The following is a 17360-nucleotide window of genomic DNA, read 5'->3' on the forward strand; positions in this document are numbered from 1 at the left end:
CAGCCTGCGCGCCAAGATCACCGGTGTCACGGTCACCATCCTGGCGATTGGTCTGCTCTCGGCCGGGCTCGGCTCGGTTCCGCTGCTGCGCTCCGCCTTCGTCACGCAGATCGACGAGCAGCTGCGACAGTGGTCGAGCAATGAGCTGGTGGACCAGCTCTTCGACGTGTCGACAGACGGCTCGAAGCTCCAGGTGAGCCCCAAGGCGTCCATGGCCGTGGCCAACCCGCCCTATGTCGTGATCTACGGCCCCGACGGCACCCGCTACGCCAGTGGCGGCCCGGAAGGCGAGCTGCAGCCGGCGTACTGGGAGTCGATCACGCTCGACAAGTCGCTGAACCTGACGGGCACCCCTCTGGACCTCTCCAGCGATGACGGCGAGGCGCATGCCTTCCGCGCCCTGATGAGCAACGTCACGATCACGGTCGGCGACGCCCAGACGATGATCACGCTGGTGGTGGCGCTGCCCACCAATCAGGTGGATGCGTCGATCGGAACCTACCTCTCGATCTTCCTGCTGCTCGCCGCCATCACGGTCGTCGTCGCTGCCCTCGCGACCCGCTGGATCGTGACGCTCGCGTTCCGCAGGCTGGGCCAGGTGGAGACGACGGCGATGGCGATCGCGGCGGGCAACTTCAGCCAGCGCATGCCCGGCGCCGAGCCTCGCACCGAGGTCGGTCGGCTGAAGCTCGCCATCAACACGATGCTGGGCCGACTCGACGCGGCCATCGCGCAGCGCGACACCACGGTTAAGCAGATGCGTCGGTTCGTGGGCGACGCCAGCCATGAGCTGCGCACGCCCCTCGTGACAGTGCGCGGCTACGCCGAGCTGTACCGCATGGGCGCGATCCGCGGCGAGGAGGACACCGCGGCGGCCATGGATCGCATCGAGAAGGAGGCGATCCGCATGGGGACCCTCGTCGAGGATCTCCTCGCCCTGGCTCGCCTTGATGAGCGTCGCGAGCTGGTCTTTTCGGCGGTGGACCTGCGCCCCATCGGCCGTGACGCCGCCATGGACATTCGTGCGGCGGCCCCCGAGCGGACCGGCACTTTCATCGACGCCACGTCCCAGCAGGCGACGTCCACTCCGCAGGTGCCTCTGCCCACCGACACGGGCGAGACCTCGAAGCGGCGCACACCGACGACGACGGCCATCCTCCAGGTCGGTGCCACGATCGGTCGCCGGCTCGGACGTCGCCGCGCGGCGGACGGAACGGAGCTGGAGCGCACGCCCACGGGCGAACTGGCGCCACTCCCGCCGATCACCTACGCGGCACCCATCATCCCCGATGCCGAACCGATCGTGCTCGGCCAGGAGGACAAGATCCGTCAGGTCGTCACCAACCTCGTGGGCAACGCCCGGCGATACACCCCGGACGACTCCCCCATCGAGATCGCCGTGGGCGTCGATGATGCTCGCGAGTTCGGCTGGATCGCCGTGATCGACCACGGTGACGGCATCCCAGATGAGCTCAAGGCGCAGATCTTCGAGCGGTTCTGGCGCGCCGACACGTCGCGGACCCGGGAGACCGGCGGAAGCGGTCTGGGGCTGTCCATCGTGGCGTCCATCGTCGAGGCCCTGCATGGTGCCATCACCGTCGAGGACACCCCGGGCGGCGGCGCCACCTTCCGCGTGAGCATCCCCCTGGTGCGTCAGCGCACCCCCGAGGAGCACCTGTACGTCGAGACGCAGCCGCTGGAGCGGCTGCCGCTGGACGAGAACGGCGAGCCGTTGCCGCCCGTCACTCCCCCTCGTCGCTGACGCTGTTCCTCCCCAGTCGCCTCGGTCCGCTCTCTCGTCCCCATCGGCGCGATTGCACTCTCACGCCTCCGCCCCGGTTCCTACCGTGGAACGCAGAGAGAGAAAGGAACGGGACCATGGCTGTGTTCTCGGTTGACAGTGAAGCAGTGATGAGCGCGACGGGTGCGGCCCGCGCGTCGAGTGATCGGATCCGAGCGGAGGTGGCGGGGCTCTCGGCCTCGCTGACGGCGCTCCGCGATTCCTGGACGGGCAGCGCCTCCGCGGCCTTCCAGACGACCGTCGAGGAGTGGCGCGGCACGCAGCAGATCGTCGAACGCTCGTTGGATTCCATCCATCAGGCGCTCGACACTGCGGCGCGCAACTACGCCGATACGGAGCAGGCTGCCCTCAGCATGTTCCGCTGACCGCACGCAAAGGCACGGGGCCCCGGCTTACGCCGAGGCCCCGTGCCTTCAGAAGTGCTGGATCAGAAGTCCATGCCACCGGTCGGGTCGCCCGCGGGAGCGGCGGCCTTCTCCGGCTTGTCGGCGACGACTGCCTCGGTGGTGAGGAACAGCGCGGCGATCGACGCGGCGTTCTGCAGAGCCGAGCGGGTCACCTTGGTGGGGTCGATGATGCCCTGCGCGAACAGGTCACCGTACTCACCCGTGGCAGCGTTCAGGCCGAAGCCCGAGGGGAGCTCCGCGACCTTGTGCGCCACGACGCCGGCCTCGAGGCCTGCGTTCACGGCGATCTGCTTCAGCGGAGCCTCGATGGCGACGCGCACGATGTTCGCACCCGTGGCCTCGTCACCCTCGAGCGACAGACCCTCGAAAGCGGTCTTGCCGGCCTGGATCAGGGCGACGCCACCACCGGGGACGACACCCTCCTCGACAGCAGCCTTCGCGTTGCGGACGGCGTCCTCGATGCGGTGCTTGCGCTCCTTCAGCTCCACCTCGGTGGCAGCACCGGCCTTGATGACCGCAACACCGCCGGCGAGCTTCGCCAGGCGCTCCTGCAGCTTCTCGCGGTCGTAGTCGGAGTCGGTGTTCTCGATCTCACGACGGATCTGCGTGACGCGACCCTCGATCTGAGCCGAGTCTCCGGCACCCTCGACGATGGTGGTCTCATCCTTGGTGACGATGACCTTGCGAGCGCGGCCGAGCAGGTCGAGGGTGGCGTTCTCGAGCTTGAGACCGACCTCCTCGGTGATGACCTGGCCACCCGTGAGGATGGCGATGTCCTGCAGCTGAGCCTTGCGACGGTCACCGAAGCCCGGAGCCTTGACGGCGACGGACTTGAAGATGCCGCGGATCTTGTTCAGCACGAGCGTCGCGAGAGCCTCGCCCTCGACGTCCTCAGCGATGATGACCAGTTCCTTGCCGTCCTGGATCACCTTGTCGACGATCGGCAGCAGGTCCTTGATGTTGCCGATCTTCTGGTTGGCGATGAGGATGTACGGGTCCTCGAAGACAGCCTCCTGGCGCTCCGGGTCCGTGACGAAGTACGGGTTCAGGTAGCCCTTGTCGAAGCGCATACCCTCGGTGAGCTCCAGCTCGGTGCCGAAGGTGTTGGACTCCTCGACGGTGACCACACCCTCCTTGCCGACCTTGTCGATCGCCTCGGCGATCAGCTCACCGATAGCGGTGTCAGCAGCGGAGATCGACGCGGTTGCAGCGATCTGCTCCTTCGACTCGATCGGCTTCGCGTTGGCGTGCAGCTGCTCGATGATGGCAGCAACGGCCTTCTCGATGCCCTTCTTGAGCGAGATCGGGTCGGCGCCGGCCGCGACGTTGCGCAGACCCTCGCGAACCAGAGCCTGAGCCAGAACCGTCGCGGTCGTGGTGCCATCACCGGCGACGTCGTCGGTCTTCTTGGCGACCTCCTTGACGAGCTCCGCACCGATCTTCTCGTACGGGTCGTCCAGCTCGATCTCCTTGGCGATGGAGACACCATCGTTGGTGATCGTGGGGGCGCCCCACTTCTTCTCGAGCACGACGTTGCGACCGCGCGGGCCGAGCGTCACCTTGACGGCGTCGGCGAGAATGTTCAGGCCGCGCTCGAGGCCGCGACGGGCCTCCTCGTCGAAAGCGATCATCTTTGCCATGTGTGTGTCGTCCCTCCCGGACGTAGGCGAATCTTCGTTAGCACTCGATGAGGATGAGTGCTAATCCTCATTCTGGCACTCGACCTAGGAGAGTGCAAGCGACGCACACCGCCTTCCCAGAGACACCTCGGAGGTCGCAGAAAGGCGCTCAGCCGGCGTCGGCGCCGAAGTCCACGCCCAGCACCACGGTCAACTGACGGCCGGCGGAGTCGTCGATCGGCTTGTAGGCATCGGTCTGTGCGACCTGAGAAATGCCCAGTGCGGCAGCCAGCGCTCGCGCGGGACCTTCATCAGCCGCGTCACTGAAGTAGACCGCGGAGGTCTGGAAGTCCTTCTGGTCCGCTTCCGACGTGGACACCGCGTCCTCGGCGTACCCGACGCCGACCACCAGCGACTTCGCGCGATCCGTCTGTGCGGGATCGGGACCCGCGTTGAGAATGAACACGGTGTAACTCGTGTCGATCGACTCGGTCGGCGCCGTCGACTCCGCGACGGTCGGCGTCGTCGGCTCAGGACCGAAGGAGATGCGATCCGTCCACAGCAGCGACAGGAAGACCCCGACGGCGAACAGGATCACCGCAGCGACAGCCGCCCAGAGGATGATCAGCCCGGCGCGCATGCGCGGGTTCTCTGCGCGATGCGCGCCCACCCGGTGGCGTTCGCGAGGCACGTCGTCGAAGCGGTCGCGCTGCTGAGTGTTGGTGGGCACCCGACGATGCTACCGGGAGTGTCCGAGAGCCATGTACAGGAAGCGCCCGACCGCGTCAGGCGATCGCCGCGCGAGGCTGCAATGCGCGGCGCGCCCGATCCGCGTCACGGAGCTGGCGCAGCCGACGGATGAGCAGAGGATCGTGGGCCAGCGCTTCCGGAGCGTCCATCAGGCGGCCGAGAAGCTGGTAGTACCGCACAGCCGACAGGTCGAGAGCGGCCTCGATCTCCTCCTCCTTGCGAGCCGAATGAACGGGCAGGCGCGATTCCAGGTCGAGGATAGCGATATCTCGTGGGCTGAGGGCGGCGGAGTTCATGCCACCCACGCTAGGCGGGGGTTCGGACATTCAGTCCAGCATCCGCACCCACCGACCGAGCGGATCGACCTCCGCGATCACGCGGGCGTCGAGCGCCAGCGCGAACCCGTCATCGATCCCCGACACCGGCGTGGTCCACGCCGCGTGAAGGCCGGGGGCATCCATCGTGATCCATCGCGCTCCCGACGCCCGGATCGCATCGATCAGCTCGGCGCGGGCGGCTCGCGGAAGGAACGGCAGGATGCCCGGGGTCGAGATCACGGGACTGAGCCCGGCCGGCACCGCGGCGAGGAGCGCCGAGATGGCCGCGGGCCCGTCGACTGCAAGATCGAACGCGTGCAGCACCGGAGGATCCATCGCTGCCACGTCCAGCGCCGCGTCGATTCGCTCCGTCCGTCCTGTCTCCCCGGGCCACACCAGCGCGGTGAGCCACGCACGATCCTCCGGGTCCTGCGCGTTCAGAGGATCCCGGTCAACGCCGGCGCGCCAGCCGATCGTCGGAACCTGCTGCGGCACGGGCCCGGATGAACGCCACTCGCTCGTCAGGACGACAGCGCTGGAACTGTCCCCCGCGATCGCTGTGCCGTCGCGAGTGGCGAATCGGTAGGCGTAGCGATCCGGGAAGAGACAGAGGCCGGCCGCAGCGCCGAGCTCCAGCAGCGCGATGGGACCCTCGATCCGCGCCAGCGCCGGCAGCAGCGCGGCACAGCGCAGGGGTTCGTTGGTCTGCACTGAGCGTCGCTCGGCAAGCTCCCTCAGCTCGGCGCTCTTGGTCCGCAGCACCGCGGTGAGATCGTCAGTGCTCTCCCTCGCCCCGAGAACACGCACCAGCGCGAACACCAGCGGAGGCTGACGGCGCTGCTCCGGCAGCGTGGCGATGACCGCAGCCAGCGCAGAGTCCTGGGCGACGGCCCGCGCCCAGCGTTCATATACCTCGCTGCGACCGGGTGCGTCCTCGCGCGCGAACCTGGCGTAGCGCTCCTGCACGTCCGAGACCGTCACCCGCTCATTCTCCCCCAGCACACAGGTGCGCACGGAACAGGAGACGGGTCAGCGGTGTTGAATGGAGTGAAACCAGGAGGACACATGTCGCACAGCGAGAACAACGCGTCGTACACCGTGAACAAGTCCCAGCAGGAGTGGCGCGAGGAGCTGGATCCGGCACGCTTCGCCGTGCTGCGAGAGGCCGCAACCGAGCGCGCCTGGACCGGCGAGCTGCTGGATGAACACCGTGCCGGCCTCTACACCTGTGGCGCCTGTGGTGCCGAGCTGTTCCAGAGCGGAACGAAGTTCGACTCCGGCTGCGGATGGCCGAGCTTCTACGAGTCGGTGCGCCCGGAAGCCGTGGAGCTCATCGAGGACACATCACTGGGAATGGTGCGCACCGAGGTCCGCTGCGCCACCTGCGGATCGCATCTCGGTCATGTCTTCCCCGACGGCTTCGGCACGCCCACCGGCGACCGCTACTGCATGAACTCCCTCGCTCTGTCGTTCACGCCGGAAGCCGAGTGAGCGCATACGAGGCGGCGCTGCGCCGCCGATCCGCCTCGAAGGTGACCGATGCCGCGCCCGATCGCGCCGAGCTGGTTCGCCTCATCGAGGCGGCCGGCCGCGTGGCGGATCACTCCAACCTCCAGCCGTGGCGGCTCATCGAGCTGCGTGGTGAGGACCGCGTGCGTCTGGGCCGCGCCATTCACAAGGCGGACGGGCATGACGGCGTCTCCACCAAGCCGTTGCGGGCTCCGCTGCTGATCGCCGTGGTCTTCTCCGAGAAGCCCAGCGGGAAGGTTCCCGCGTGGGAGCAAGAGGCCGTAGCCTCGGGCGTCGCCCACATGCTGAGCCTGCTGCTGGACGAAGCCGGCTGGGGCGTCATCTGGCGCACCGGCGGCTACACGCGCTCCAAGGCCGTCGCCAAGGCGCACGGGCTGCGCTCGGGTGAGCAGCTGCTGGGGTGGTTGTACGTCGGCGGAAAGCCGGATGAGCGACTCCGGACGCGTCGTCCGATCGATGCCGCATCGTTCCTGTCGTCGATGCCCACGGGCTCCGGTGGCGCCATCGCGAAGGCCGCCACGCCCGCCAAGTCGTCGAAGAAGTGCAAGAAGAAAAAGAAGAAGTCGAAGAAGAAGTGACGGCGTCGCGCGCGTCTTACCGGCGCGCGCGACGGCCCCACGGCACGGCGGCCACGATGACCGACGACAGCGCCAGGATCACCATCGTCACCGCCTGCCAGGCCCACCCCGCGCCGGGCACCGGCCAGATCAGGTCGATGACGACCGACGTCAGAATCTGGCCCACCACACTGCCCAGACCCAGCAGCAGCACCCCGGTGCGTGCGACGATCGCCGCGCTGAGGAAGATGTAGATCACTCCCATCGTGCCGCCCAGATACAGCCAGGGATCGGTGGGCCAGGGCTCCGTCGGCCCCATCACGATGACGGCGATCACGGCCGCCAGCACGAGCGCCGCGGTGCCGCCGATGAAATTGACGAGGGTGGCCGTGAGCGGCGTTCCGACCTGAGCGCGCAGTCGGCCGTTGACCGCCTGCTGCCATGCGATTCCGACGCCCGCGGCGAACGGCATGACGAGCATCCACAACGGCACCCGACTGAGGGCATCGCCCCCGAGTGATACCGCCACGGCCGCCAAGGCGAGCACGGCGCCGCCGATACGTCCGAGGCTGAGCGCGACGACTCCCGCGGGCCCGAACCCCATGCGATCGATCACCAGGCCGCACAGCGCCTGTCCCGCGATCACCCCCACGGTGAACAACGAAACTCCGATGATCGCGGCAGTCAGGCCCTGGGTGGACACGGTGAGCGCGCCGGCGAGGCCGCCGAGAATCATCCATATCGGAATCGTGCGGTCGCGCAGGCCTCCGGCCAGGGTCCGAAAGCCGCGTCGCCCCTCGGGCAGGATCAGAGAGATCACGATCATGAGGACCAGGCCTGAGCCGAACGAGATGGCCGCGGCGACGAATCCGTCCTCCAGGCGCGCTCCGAGCAGGCCGTTCACTCGAGCCTGAATCGCCGTGAGGGTTCCGATGAACACGGCACCCGCGATGGCGAGCCACAGCGGCAGGCGAGGACGGGTGGAGGATGTCACCCGACAACGCTACGCGAACGGCGAGCGCGGGGCGGCCGGCGCGACATTCCGGCGTCGGATTCAACCGCTCTCCGAAAGAACACAAGAATCTTTTTATCGGTCCATTGACGGAAAAATTCCGGCTCCCTAGCGTGGCCATGTGCAACAGCCCAATGGAGTGCATCCCATCACCGCAGCCACGCACGAGGAACGTGCGATGCAGCTGCTGCGCTCGCACGGAGCGCTGACCCGCGGGGAGCTCGCCGACGCCCTCGGCCTCTCGCGCACGACGATGTCCGGCGTGGCCGCGGCTCTGCTGTCGCGTCGTGCCGTCGTCGTCGTCGACACCGACGCCGCCGGGCGGCATGGCAGTGGCCGTCCGGCCGAGCGCCTGGCTCTCGACCCGCGCGCCGGACAGTTCATCGGCGTGGAGTTCACGCATCGCCGAGTCCAGGTGGTGATCGCCGACGCATCCCACGAGGTGGTCGGATCCGGCTCGGCGTCGTTCGACACCACCGCGTGGGACGAGCGCCTCGACATCGCGTTCGCGCTGGTCGACCAGGTCCTTTCCGACGCCGATCTTCATCTCGGCAACCTCCAGGCCATCGGCATCGGTGTGCCCGGCCCCGTCGCGCAGCAGGGATTGGATGTGCCCGCCGGATGGGGCCGCTCCCCCGCCGGCGAGGAGGTGCGCCGCGCCTTCGCCGACCGGTACGCCGTTCCGCTGCTGATCGACAACAACACCCGCTTCGCCGCATTGGCCGAGGCGACGTGGGCGCCCGGTGAGGGTCAGGACATCATCTACGTTCGCCTGGGCGAGGGAGTCGGTGGCGGTGTCATCGTCGGCGGCCGGCTCGTGACGGGGTCCGCCGGCCTCGCCGGCGAGGTCGGACACGTCCGTGTCGTCGACAGCGGTCCCGCCTGTCGATGCGGCAAGCACGGCTGCATGGAGGCCGTGGCGAGCCTGCCCGCGATCCTGGCTGCGTGCCGCGGGCGCGGTCACGATGTCGCGTCCCTCGCGCAGCTCGTGCCTCACATCGAGCGACGGGACCCCGTGGTTGACGAGGTGTTGCGAAACGCGGGAGCGGCGGTGGGACGCGCCCTCGCCGGCCCTGCGATCGCGCTCAATCCGGCCCAGATCATCATCGGCGGCGACATCGTTGCGGCCGCCCCGACCCTGCTGCGCGCGGCCGCCGACACGCTGCACTTCGAGCTCTTCCCCGTCATCGAATCGAGTCCGGAGATCCGCGCCGCTCACGGCGGGGACGAAGACGGCGCGCTCGGCGCCGTCCTCGCCCTCTTCCATCAGTCGCCCCTGCTGGCCGCCTATCCCGCCCAGCCGTCCCGCGACGACCACGATCATCCCCTGTCACCCCGAGCGCGAAGGAGCGCGATATGACCTGCACCGTCCCCGCCTGTACCGGAGCGCCGCGATGACCGCGCTGGAGTCGACGCGATCCATCACCATCCGATCCCGGCGCCGCGCGCGGCCGCGCTCCCTCTCCGCCCGATCGCTGATCCTCGGCTCTGTGTCGGTGATCGGCGGTATCGGGATCTGGTGGATCCTCGCCCTCGCCGGGTTCCAGCTGCCGACCCCGCCCGAGGTGGTGGCCAAGGGTCTCGCCCTCGCGGAGAACGGCGCCCTGTACAAGGACGTCGGCATGTCGCTCATGCGCGTGCTGAGCGGCTTCATCCTCGGTTCGCTCGTCGCGATTCCGGTCGGTTTCCTGATGGGCTGGTACCCGATCGCCCGGGGACTGATGGAACCGTGGATCCAGTTCTTCCGGACCATTCCGCCCCTGGCGCTGCTCCCGCTGGTGATCGTGCTCCTCGGCATCGGTGAGGTCCCGAAGATCTTCGTCATCTTCCTCGCCTCGTTCCTGGGTTGCGTGATCTCCACGTTCCAGGGCGTCGTGAGCGTTGATCGCACCCTCATCAATGCCGCTCGCGTCCTGGGCGCGAATGACGCGACCATCTTCCTGCGGGTCGTGATTCCCGCGTCGGTGCCCTTCATCCTCGTCGGCATGCGCGTGGGGCTCGGCTCCGCGTGGGCCACGCTCGTGGCGGCCGAACTGCTGGGTGCATCCGTCGGCCTCGGCTATCGCATGCAGCAGGGCCAGCTGTTCTACGACCTCCCGTCGATCTTCGTCGGGATCATCATCATCGGCGTTCTCGGCCTGGTCATGGACCGGCTCCTGCTCGCCGCCGAGAAGAAGCTCACCTCATGGCAGGAGCGCCGCTGATATGACGACCCTCCCCACCCCCAAGATCAGCGTCCAGGACGTCAGCCGCGTCTACCCGCTGAAGGACGACGACTTCGTCGCGCTCGATCATGTCTCCCTCGACGTGGGCGACAACGAGTTCATCACCGTGGTTGGCCCATCCGGCTGTGGCAAGTCCACGCTCATGAACATCCTCGCGGGACTGGAGACGCCGTCCGGTGGCGGCGCCTTCGTCGACGGCGTCCCGGTGCGCGGCCCCGGTCCCGACCGCGGGATGATCTTCCAGCAGTACGCGCTGTTCCCGTGGCTCACTGTCCGCAAGAACGTCGAGTTCGGGCTCCGCGTCGCGAAGGTCCCGGCGGCGGAGCGCCGCGAGCGCGCCGAGCACTACATCCGCCTCGTCGGTCTGGAGCAGTTCGCCGACGCGCTGCCGAAGATGCTCTCCGGCGGGATGAAGCAGCGTTGCGCGATCGCGCGCGCCTACGCGGTGAACCCTTCGCTGCTGCTGATGGACGAGCCGTTCGGCGCCCTGGATGCCCTCACCCGGGTGCGTCTGCAGGAGCAGCTGCTGGACACCTGGAACCAGGACAAGCGCACCGTGATGTTCATCACGCACGACGTGGACGAGGCCGTCATCCTCGCCAACCGTGTCGTGGTGATGGCGGCACGTCCCGGACGCATCCACGAGGTGATCGACGTCGATCTCCCCTACCCCCGAGACGAGTCCGTGCGTCTCAGTCCCGAGTTCGCCGAGCTGCGCAACCGCGTGTGGCGAGCCGTCTACCACCAGAACCCGACCGCCCCCGCGGTCTGATCGGAAGAGAGATCATGCGAATCACGAACAGGTTCCTCGGCGCGCTCGCGCTCGCCGCGTCGGTCGCCCTCATGGCCACAGGATGCACGGGCGGCGCGGCCTCCCCTGCGCCCGCGGGCGGCAGCGGATCGGCGGATGCCCCGCTGGAGACGATCGATGTGAACTTCGGCTACATCGGAGACTTCAACGGCACGAGCCTGCTCGCCGTCGCCGAGGACCAGGGCATCTGGGCCAAGCACGGCCTCGCCGTCAATCCGGTCGTGTTCACCAACGGCCCCCTCCAGATCCAGGCGATGGGCACCGGTGACCTCGACTTCGGCTACATCGGACCCGGCGCCGTCTGGCTGCCCGCATCGGGCAAGGCCACCATGGTGATGATCAACTCGCTCGGCCAGGCCGATCGTGTGATCGCGCAGCCCGGCATCACGAAGATCGAGGATCTGAAGGGCAAGAACGTGGCGGTGCCGGAGGGCACCTCCGGCGACATGATCCTCACCCTGGCGCTCGAGGAGGCGGGGATGACCAAGTCGGACGTCACCGTCATCCCCATGGACCCCGCCGCGGTGGTCACCGCGTTCGGCTCCGGGCAGGTGGATGCCGCCGGCCTCTGGTACCCCGCGATCGGGACCCTGAAGAAGCAGGTGCCGGATCTCGTCGAGCTGGCCCAGAATTCGGACTTCGAGGACCAGATGGCCTTCCCGTCGTCGTTCGTGGCGGGACCCGACGTCATCGAGAAGAACCCGGAGATGGCCGAGCGCGTGGTGGCGGCGTTGAAAGAGGCCAACCAGTGGCGCTACGACAACACGGATGAGACCATCGAGCTCGTCGCGAAGTTCCTGGCTCTCGATGTCGAAACCGTGAAGGCCGATGCGGCCAACGTGAAGCTCATGTCCACCACAGAGCTCGAGACGCTGAGCACTGACGGCACCGCCGAGACCTGGCTCACCGCGATGAATGACTACTTCACCGACTCCGGAAAGCTCGACGCCACGGCGCTGGAGCCGTCGGCGTACTACGACTCCGCACTCTTCACGGGCGCGGGCAAGTGACCACGACACCGCGCAACATGCTGTTCCTGATGACGGACCAGCACCGGGTGGACACGCTGGGCGCCTACGGCGCTCAGCGTGTCCCCACCCCGGCGCTGGACCGTCTCGCAGCCACGGGTGCCCGGTTCGACAGCTGGTACACCCCTACCGCGATCTGCACCCCATCGCGGGCGAGCCTGCTCACCGGGCAGGCTCCGTTCCGCCACAAGGTGCTCGCCAACCACGAGCGCAACGTGGGCTACATCGAAGACCTCCCCGACCACACGTTCACGTTCTCTGAGCAGCTGCGCGGGGCTGGCTACAACGTCGGGCTGCTCGGCAAGTGGCACGCGGGAACGGAGCGGCTGGCGAGCGACTACGGATTCGAGGGAATCCCGATCGATGGCTGGCACAACGACGTCGAGCACCCCGATTACCTGGCCTACCTCGCCGAGGAGGGCCTGCCGCCCTATCGCATCACCGACCGTATCCGGGGAGTGCTCCCCAACGGCGGACCCGGCAACCTGCTCGCGGCTCGACTGCAGCAGCCGTTGGAGGCCACGTTCGAGCACTACCTCGCGACGCGCACCATCCAGATGATCGAGCGCTACGCGGACGAGTTCCGTAGCGGCGAGCGGCCCTTCTTCGTCGCACTGCACTTCTTCGGTCCACACCTGCCCTACATCGTGCCGGACAAGTACTTCGACCTGGTCGACCCTGACACCGTCGAGCTGCCGGTGTCGGCCACGGAGAACTTCCATGGCAAGCCGCCGGTGCAGCAGAACTACTCCGCGCACTGGGGTTTCGACACCATGACCGAGGCGCAGTCGCGCAAGCTGATCGCCGTCTACCACGGCTACGTCGCCATGATCGATCATGAGATCGGCCGGGTGATCGCAGCCGTGGAGCGCCTCGGGCTGGCAGACGAGACCGCGGTGTTCTTCACGTGCGATCACGGCGAGTTCACCGGCGCGCATCGCCTGCATGACAAGGGCCCGGCGATGTATGAGGACATCTACCGCACACCGGGGATCATCCGCGTTCCCGGTGCACCCGAGGGGGTCGTGCGTGACGAGTTCGTGAGCCTCACCGACTGCACCGCGACGATCCTCGACCTTGCCGGGCTGGACACCTCCGGGGCCGTCGATTCGCGTTCACTGCTGCCGCTCGTGGCTGGTGACGAGGTTGCGTGGCAGGAGGACATCGTGTGCGAGTTCCACGGACACCACTTCCCGTACCCGCAGCGCATGCTGCGTACCCGTCGTTACAAGCTGGTGGTCAACCCGGATTCAGTGAACGAGCTGTATGACCTCGAACGCGATCCGCACGAGCTCCAGAACGTGTACGAGCTGGCGGAGAACGCACCGCTGCGCACCCAGCTGCTGACGCGCCTGTACCAGTTGCTGCGCGAGCGCGGCGACAACTTCTATCACTGGATGACCGCGATGTACGACGTCGGCGGGCTGGATTATGACCCCAGTCAGTCGGTGCTCGACAACGAGACGTACCAGCCGAGCGCGTCATGACCCATCGCACCACACGGGTCGGAAAGGACCACAGCGCATGACCGAGACCACGACCACACCGCGTCGGCCGAACATCGTGATGATCCTCACGGACGACCACGCCGCCCACGCGATCGGCGCCTACGGATCCGTGGTGAACACGACGCCGCGCATCGATGAGATCGCCCGCGCGGGCGTGCTGTTCACGAACTGCTTCGTGACCAATGCGCTGTGCTCGCCCAGCCGAGCATCGATCCTTACGGGGACCTACAGCCACGTGAACGGGGTGACCACCCTCGTCACCCCGATCGATGCGTCACAGCCGACGTTCGTGTCGCAGCTGAAGGCGGCGGGATATCGTACGGCGATCGTCGGCAAGTGGCATATGGGGCACGGCGACGGACACGACCCGCAGGCGTTCGACTACTGGGACGTGCTGGTCGGGCAAGAGGGCCAGGGCGAGTACTGGAACCCGCTGTTCCTGTCCGCCGATGGCGAGCGGGTCGAGGAGGGATATGCCACGCGGATCATCACCCGGCTCGCAACCGAATGGGTCGACTCGCTCGACACCGATGATCCGTGGTGTGTGCTGATCTATCACAAGGCACCGCATCGGCCGTGGGAGCCCGACGACGTTCATCGGGAGGACTACTCGGCGCCGATCCCCGTCCCCGTCACCTGGGACGACGACTACGCGACGCGGTCGGCTTCGGCTCGACGCTCGGCGATGCGCGTCGCTGACCATCTCACCCTCACCGACCTCAAGCAGATGCCTCCGGAGGGGCTGAGCTATGAGGAGGAGGGCCTGTGGAAGTACCAGCGCTACATGGAGGACTATCTGCGCTGTGTTGCCAGCGTGGATGACGCGGTCGGCGAGGTCATCGATTGGCTGCGCGAGCGCGGGGATTTCGACGACACCCTGCTGATGTACGCCTCCGATCAGGGCTTCTTCCTCGGCGACCACGGATGGTTCGACAAGAGGTTCATGTACGAGGAGTCGCTGCGCATGCCGTTGGTGATGAGCTATCCGCGCGCGATCGCCGCTGGTCAGGCGCACGACGGGATCGTCACCAACGTGGATTTCGCGCAGTCGATCCTCGCGTTCGCCGGCGTGGCGTCGCACGAGCGGATGCAGGGTCGCAGTTTCGCCGGCGACATCTCTCCCAATCACCCGAGTGCCCCGCCGAGCGCAGGCATGTACTACCGCTACTGGGAGAACGACGATCACAACCACATGGCACCGGCGCACTACGGCTACCGCGACGCCCGCTACAAGCTGATCTTCTTCTACAACGACGGATTCGGCCTGCCGGGCACGAGCGGGGCGCAGTATCCGACGGACTGGGAGCTCTACGATCTGGAGTCGGATCCGACCGAGGTGCGCAATGTCTACAACGACCCGGCGTATCTCGAGATCCGTGAGCGTCTGAAAGTCGAGATGTGGCGTGCGCAGGCAGCAGTGGGAGACGCGCCGCACCCGCTCCAACCCGTTCCCGACGGCGTCTGAACACAAAGGGCCGGGCCCGCGAATGCGCGGAGCCCGGCCCTTTTTCTGATCAGCCGCGCAGGCCGTCGATGATGCCGTTCAGTGTCGCCGACGGGCGCATGACGGCGAAGACCTTCGCCTCGTCCGGGTGGTAGTAGCCACCGAGGTCCACCGGCGAGCCCTGCACACCGTTGAGCTCCGAGATGATGACGTCCTCGTTGGCGACCAGCGCGGAGGCGACCGGTGCGAACGCCGCAGCCAGGTCGGCATCGTCGGACTGCGCCGCGAGGGCCTCAGCCCAGTAGCGCACCAGGTAGTAGTGGCTGCCGCGGTTGTCCAGCTCGCCCGCGGAACGCGACGGCGACTTGTCCTCGTCGAGGAAGCGACCGGTGGCCTCGTCCAGCGTGACGCCGAGGATCTTCGCCTTCGGGTTGTCGTTCTGCTTCGCGTTCTTCTCGAAGGAGACAGCGAGTGCGAGGAACTCACCGAGCGAGTCCCAGCGCAGGTGGTTCTCCTCCTGCACCTGCTGCACGTGCTTGGGCGCGGAGCCACCGGCACCGGTCTCGAACAGGCCGCCACCGGCGAGCAGCGGGACCACCGACAGCATCTTGGCGGAGGTGCCGAGCTCGAGGATCGGGAACAGGTCGGTGTTGTAGTCGCGCAGCACGTTGCCGGTGACCGAGATGGTGTTCTCGCCGCGGCGGATGCGCTCGATCGAGTACTTCGTGGCGTCGACCGGCGACATGATCTCGATGGTGAGACCGTCGGTGTCGAGGTCGGCGAGGTAGGTCTTGACCTTGGCGATCAGCTGCGCGTCGTGGGCGCGGTTCTCGTCAAGCCAGAACACGGCGGGGGTCTGCGAGTCGCGGGCGCGTTCGACGGCCAGCTCCACCCAGTTGCGGATCGGGACGTCCTTGGTCTGGCAGGCGCGCCAGATGTCGCCCGCACCGACGGCGTGCTCGATCAGCACGTCGCCGGCGCTGTTCACGACCTGGACGCGACCGGCGGCCGCCAGCTGGAAGGTCTTGTCGTGCGAGCCGTATTCCTCGGCCTTCTGCGCCATGAGCCCGACGTTGGGGACGTCGCCCATGGTGGCCGGGTCGTAGGCGCCGTTGGCGCGGCAGTCGTCGATCACGGCCTGGTAGACACCGGCGTAGGAGGCGTCGGGGATGACCGCGAGGGTGTCCTGACGCTCGCCCGCGCGGTTCCACATCTTGCCCGAGTCGCGGATCATCGCCGGCATCGAGGCGTCGACGATCACGTCGCTCGGAACGTGGAGGTTGGTGATGCCCTTGGCCGAGTCGACCATCGCGAGCGCGGGACCCTCCTGCAGGCCCTTCTCGATGAGAGCGCGCACGCCGTCGGCCACGTCGGCCGGCAGAGCGTCGAGGCCGCCGATGATCGCAGCGAGACCGTTGTTCTCGGAGAGACCGGCAGCGGCGAGCTGGTCGCCGTACGTGTCGAACAGCTCCGAGAAGTAGGCACGCACCACGCGACCGAAGATGATCGGGTCGGAGACCTTCATCATCGTGGCCTTCAGGTGGGCGGAGAACAGCACGCCCTCCTCCTTGGCGCGAGCGACCTGCGCCGCGAGGAACGCGTCCAGGGCAGACAGGCTCATGACGGTGCCGTCGACGACCTCGCCTTCGAGGACCGACAGGCCGCTCTTGAGCACGGAAGTGGTGCCGTCTTCGGCGACGAAACGAATCTCCAGGGTGTCTGCTGCCGGGAGGGTGACCGACTGCTCGTTGCTGAAGAAGTCGCCCTCGCCCATCGTCGCCACGTTGGTCTTGGAGTCGCTGCTCCACGCTCCCATGCGGTGCGGGTGCTTCTGCGCGTAGCTCTTCACCGACAGGGGTGCGCGACGGTCCGAGTTGCCTTCGCGGAGCACCGGGTTCACAGCAGAGCCCTTGATGCGGTCGTAGCGCGCCTGGATGTCCTTGTCGGCGTCGCTCTCGGCGGCGTCGGGGTAGTCGGGCAGATTGTAGCCCTGCGCCTGCAGCTCGGCGATGGCCGCCTTCAGCTGCGGCACCGAGGCGGAGATGTTGGGGAGCTTGACGATGTTCGCGTCCGCCGTCTTGGCGAGCTCACCGAGCTCGGCCAGTGCGTCGCCGATCTGCTGCTCCTGCGTCAGGAACTCCGGAAACGCTGCGATGATGCGCCCCGACAGCGAGATGTCCCGCGTCTCCACGTCGATGCCCGCCTGGGAGGCGAAGGCCTCGACCATCGGCAGGAACGAGTGGGTCGCCAGCATCGGCGCCTCATCGGTGTGGGTGTAGATGATATTTGCCATGAACAGGCGTCTCCCTCAGCGGTACGGCAGCGGTGAGGTGGGCAGAACCCACCGTTTC

Annotated in this window: 16 protein-coding genes; 10 read left to right on the top strand and 6 right to left on the bottom strand. The window is 67.5% G+C overall.

Translation table 11 applies throughout. The annotated features are described in order from the left end of the window. Positions 1-148 precede the first annotated feature (148 nt). On the top strand, positions 149-1762 hold the full coding sequence (locus ABTV68_RS15450) for a sensor histidine kinase (protein ID WP_433674591.1): 1614 nt from the start codon (positions 149-151) through the stop codon (positions 1760-1762). Between the two features lie 116 nt (positions 1763-1878). Beyond that, positions 1879-2166 (top strand): WXG100 family type VII secretion target, encoded by a 288-nt coding sequence (locus ABTV68_RS15455; RefSeq protein ID WP_433674592.1) that lies wholly within the window; start codon positions 1879-1881, stop codon positions 2164-2166. 62 nt (positions 2167-2228) lie between these two features. Here the strand turns inward: ABTV68_RS15455 and groL are convergent, their stop codons facing one another. From groL to ABTV68_RS15475, 4 genes are all read right to left on the bottom strand, one after another. Next, on the bottom strand, positions 2229-3848 hold the full coding sequence (gene groL, locus ABTV68_RS15460; RefSeq protein ID WP_433674593.1) for a chaperonin GroEL: 1620 nt from the start codon (positions 3846-3848) through the stop codon (positions 2229-2231). A 148-nt stretch (positions 3849-3996) separates the two neighbouring features. Beyond that, complete coding sequence (locus tag ABTV68_RS15465) at positions 3997-4557, bottom strand: LytR C-terminal domain-containing protein (protein ID WP_433674594.1); 561 nt, start codon at positions 4555-4557, stop codon at positions 3997-3999. A 55-nt stretch (positions 4558-4612) separates the two neighbouring features. After that, positions 4613-4873, bottom strand: a complete 261-nt coding sequence (locus tag ABTV68_RS15470) for a DUF3263 domain-containing protein (RefSeq protein ID WP_433674595.1) — start codon at positions 4871-4873, stop codon at positions 4613-4615. Between the two features lie 30 nt (positions 4874-4903). Beyond that, positions 4904-5875: a DUF2332 domain-containing protein gene (locus tag ABTV68_RS15475; protein WP_433674596.1), complete on the bottom strand. Its 972-nt coding sequence runs from the start codon at positions 5873-5875 to the stop codon at positions 4904-4906. Positions 5876-5959: 84 nt separating this feature from the next. On the opposite strand from ABTV68_RS15475, the gene msrB reads away from it, so the two are divergent. Then, complete coding sequence (gene msrB, locus ABTV68_RS15480; RefSeq protein WP_433674597.1) at positions 5960-6385, top strand: peptide-methionine (R)-S-oxide reductase MsrB; 426 nt, start codon at positions 5960-5962, stop codon at positions 6383-6385. Next, positions 6382-7002, top strand: a complete 621-nt coding sequence (locus ABTV68_RS15485) for a nitroreductase family protein (RefSeq protein WP_433674598.1) — start codon at positions 6382-6384, stop codon at positions 7000-7002. Before msrB ends, ABTV68_RS15485 begins: the two co-directional genes overlap by 4 nt. 16 nt (positions 7003-7018) lie before the next feature. Here ABTV68_RS15485 and ABTV68_RS15490 read toward each other — a convergent pair whose 3' ends face one another. After that, positions 7019-7975, bottom strand: coding sequence for a DMT family transporter (locus tag ABTV68_RS15490; RefSeq protein ID WP_433674599.1), 957 nt, complete (start codon positions 7973-7975; stop codon positions 7019-7021). Between the two features lie 139 nt (positions 7976-8114). Between ABTV68_RS15490 and ABTV68_RS15495 the strand changes: the two genes are divergently transcribed. Genes ABTV68_RS15495 through ABTV68_RS15520 form a run of 6 tightly spaced genes read left to right on the top strand, consistent with a single transcriptional unit; the run spans position 8115 to position 15030 of the window. Next, complete coding sequence (locus ABTV68_RS15495) at positions 8115-9353, top strand: ROK family transcriptional regulator (protein WP_433674600.1); 1239 nt, start codon at positions 8115-8117, stop codon at positions 9351-9353. A gap of 34 nt (positions 9354-9387) precedes the next feature. Then, complete coding sequence (locus ABTV68_RS15500) at positions 9388-10197, top strand: ABC transporter permease (protein WP_433674601.1); 810 nt, start codon at positions 9388-9390, stop codon at positions 10195-10197. 1 nt (position 10198) lies between these two features. Then, complete coding sequence (locus tag ABTV68_RS15505; protein WP_433674602.1) at positions 10199-10990, top strand: ABC transporter ATP-binding protein; 792 nt, start codon at positions 10199-10201, stop codon at positions 10988-10990. Between the two features lie 14 nt (positions 10991-11004). Continuing rightward, on the top strand, positions 11005-12039 hold the full coding sequence (locus ABTV68_RS15510) for an aliphatic sulfonate ABC transporter substrate-binding protein (RefSeq protein ID WP_433674603.1): 1035 nt from the start codon (positions 11005-11007) through the stop codon (positions 12037-12039). Continuing rightward, positions 12036-13544, top strand: a complete 1509-nt coding sequence (locus ABTV68_RS15515; protein ID WP_433674604.1) for a sulfatase-like hydrolase/transferase — start codon at positions 12036-12038, stop codon at positions 13542-13544. The genes ABTV68_RS15510 and ABTV68_RS15515 overlap by 4 nt, the downstream gene beginning before the upstream one ends. Before the next feature lie 37 nt (positions 13545-13581). After that, a complete protein-coding gene (locus tag ABTV68_RS15520) occupies positions 13582-15030 on the top strand; it encodes a sulfatase family protein (protein WP_433674605.1) in 1449 nt (482 codons plus the stop codon). Positions 15031-15079: 49 nt separating this feature from the next. On the opposite strand, the gene ABTV68_RS15525 is transcribed toward ABTV68_RS15520, so the two are convergent. Continuing rightward, positions 15080-17302, bottom strand: coding sequence for an NADP-dependent isocitrate dehydrogenase (locus ABTV68_RS15525; protein ID WP_433674606.1), 2223 nt, complete (start codon positions 17300-17302; stop codon positions 15080-15082). Between the last annotated feature and the right edge of the window lie 58 nt (positions 17303-17360).

This window comes from Microbacterium gorillae, assembly GCF_050990725.1.
GTDB classification, from domain to species: Bacteria; Actinomycetota; Actinomycetes; order Actinomycetales; family Microbacteriaceae; genus Microbacterium; species Microbacterium gorillae_A.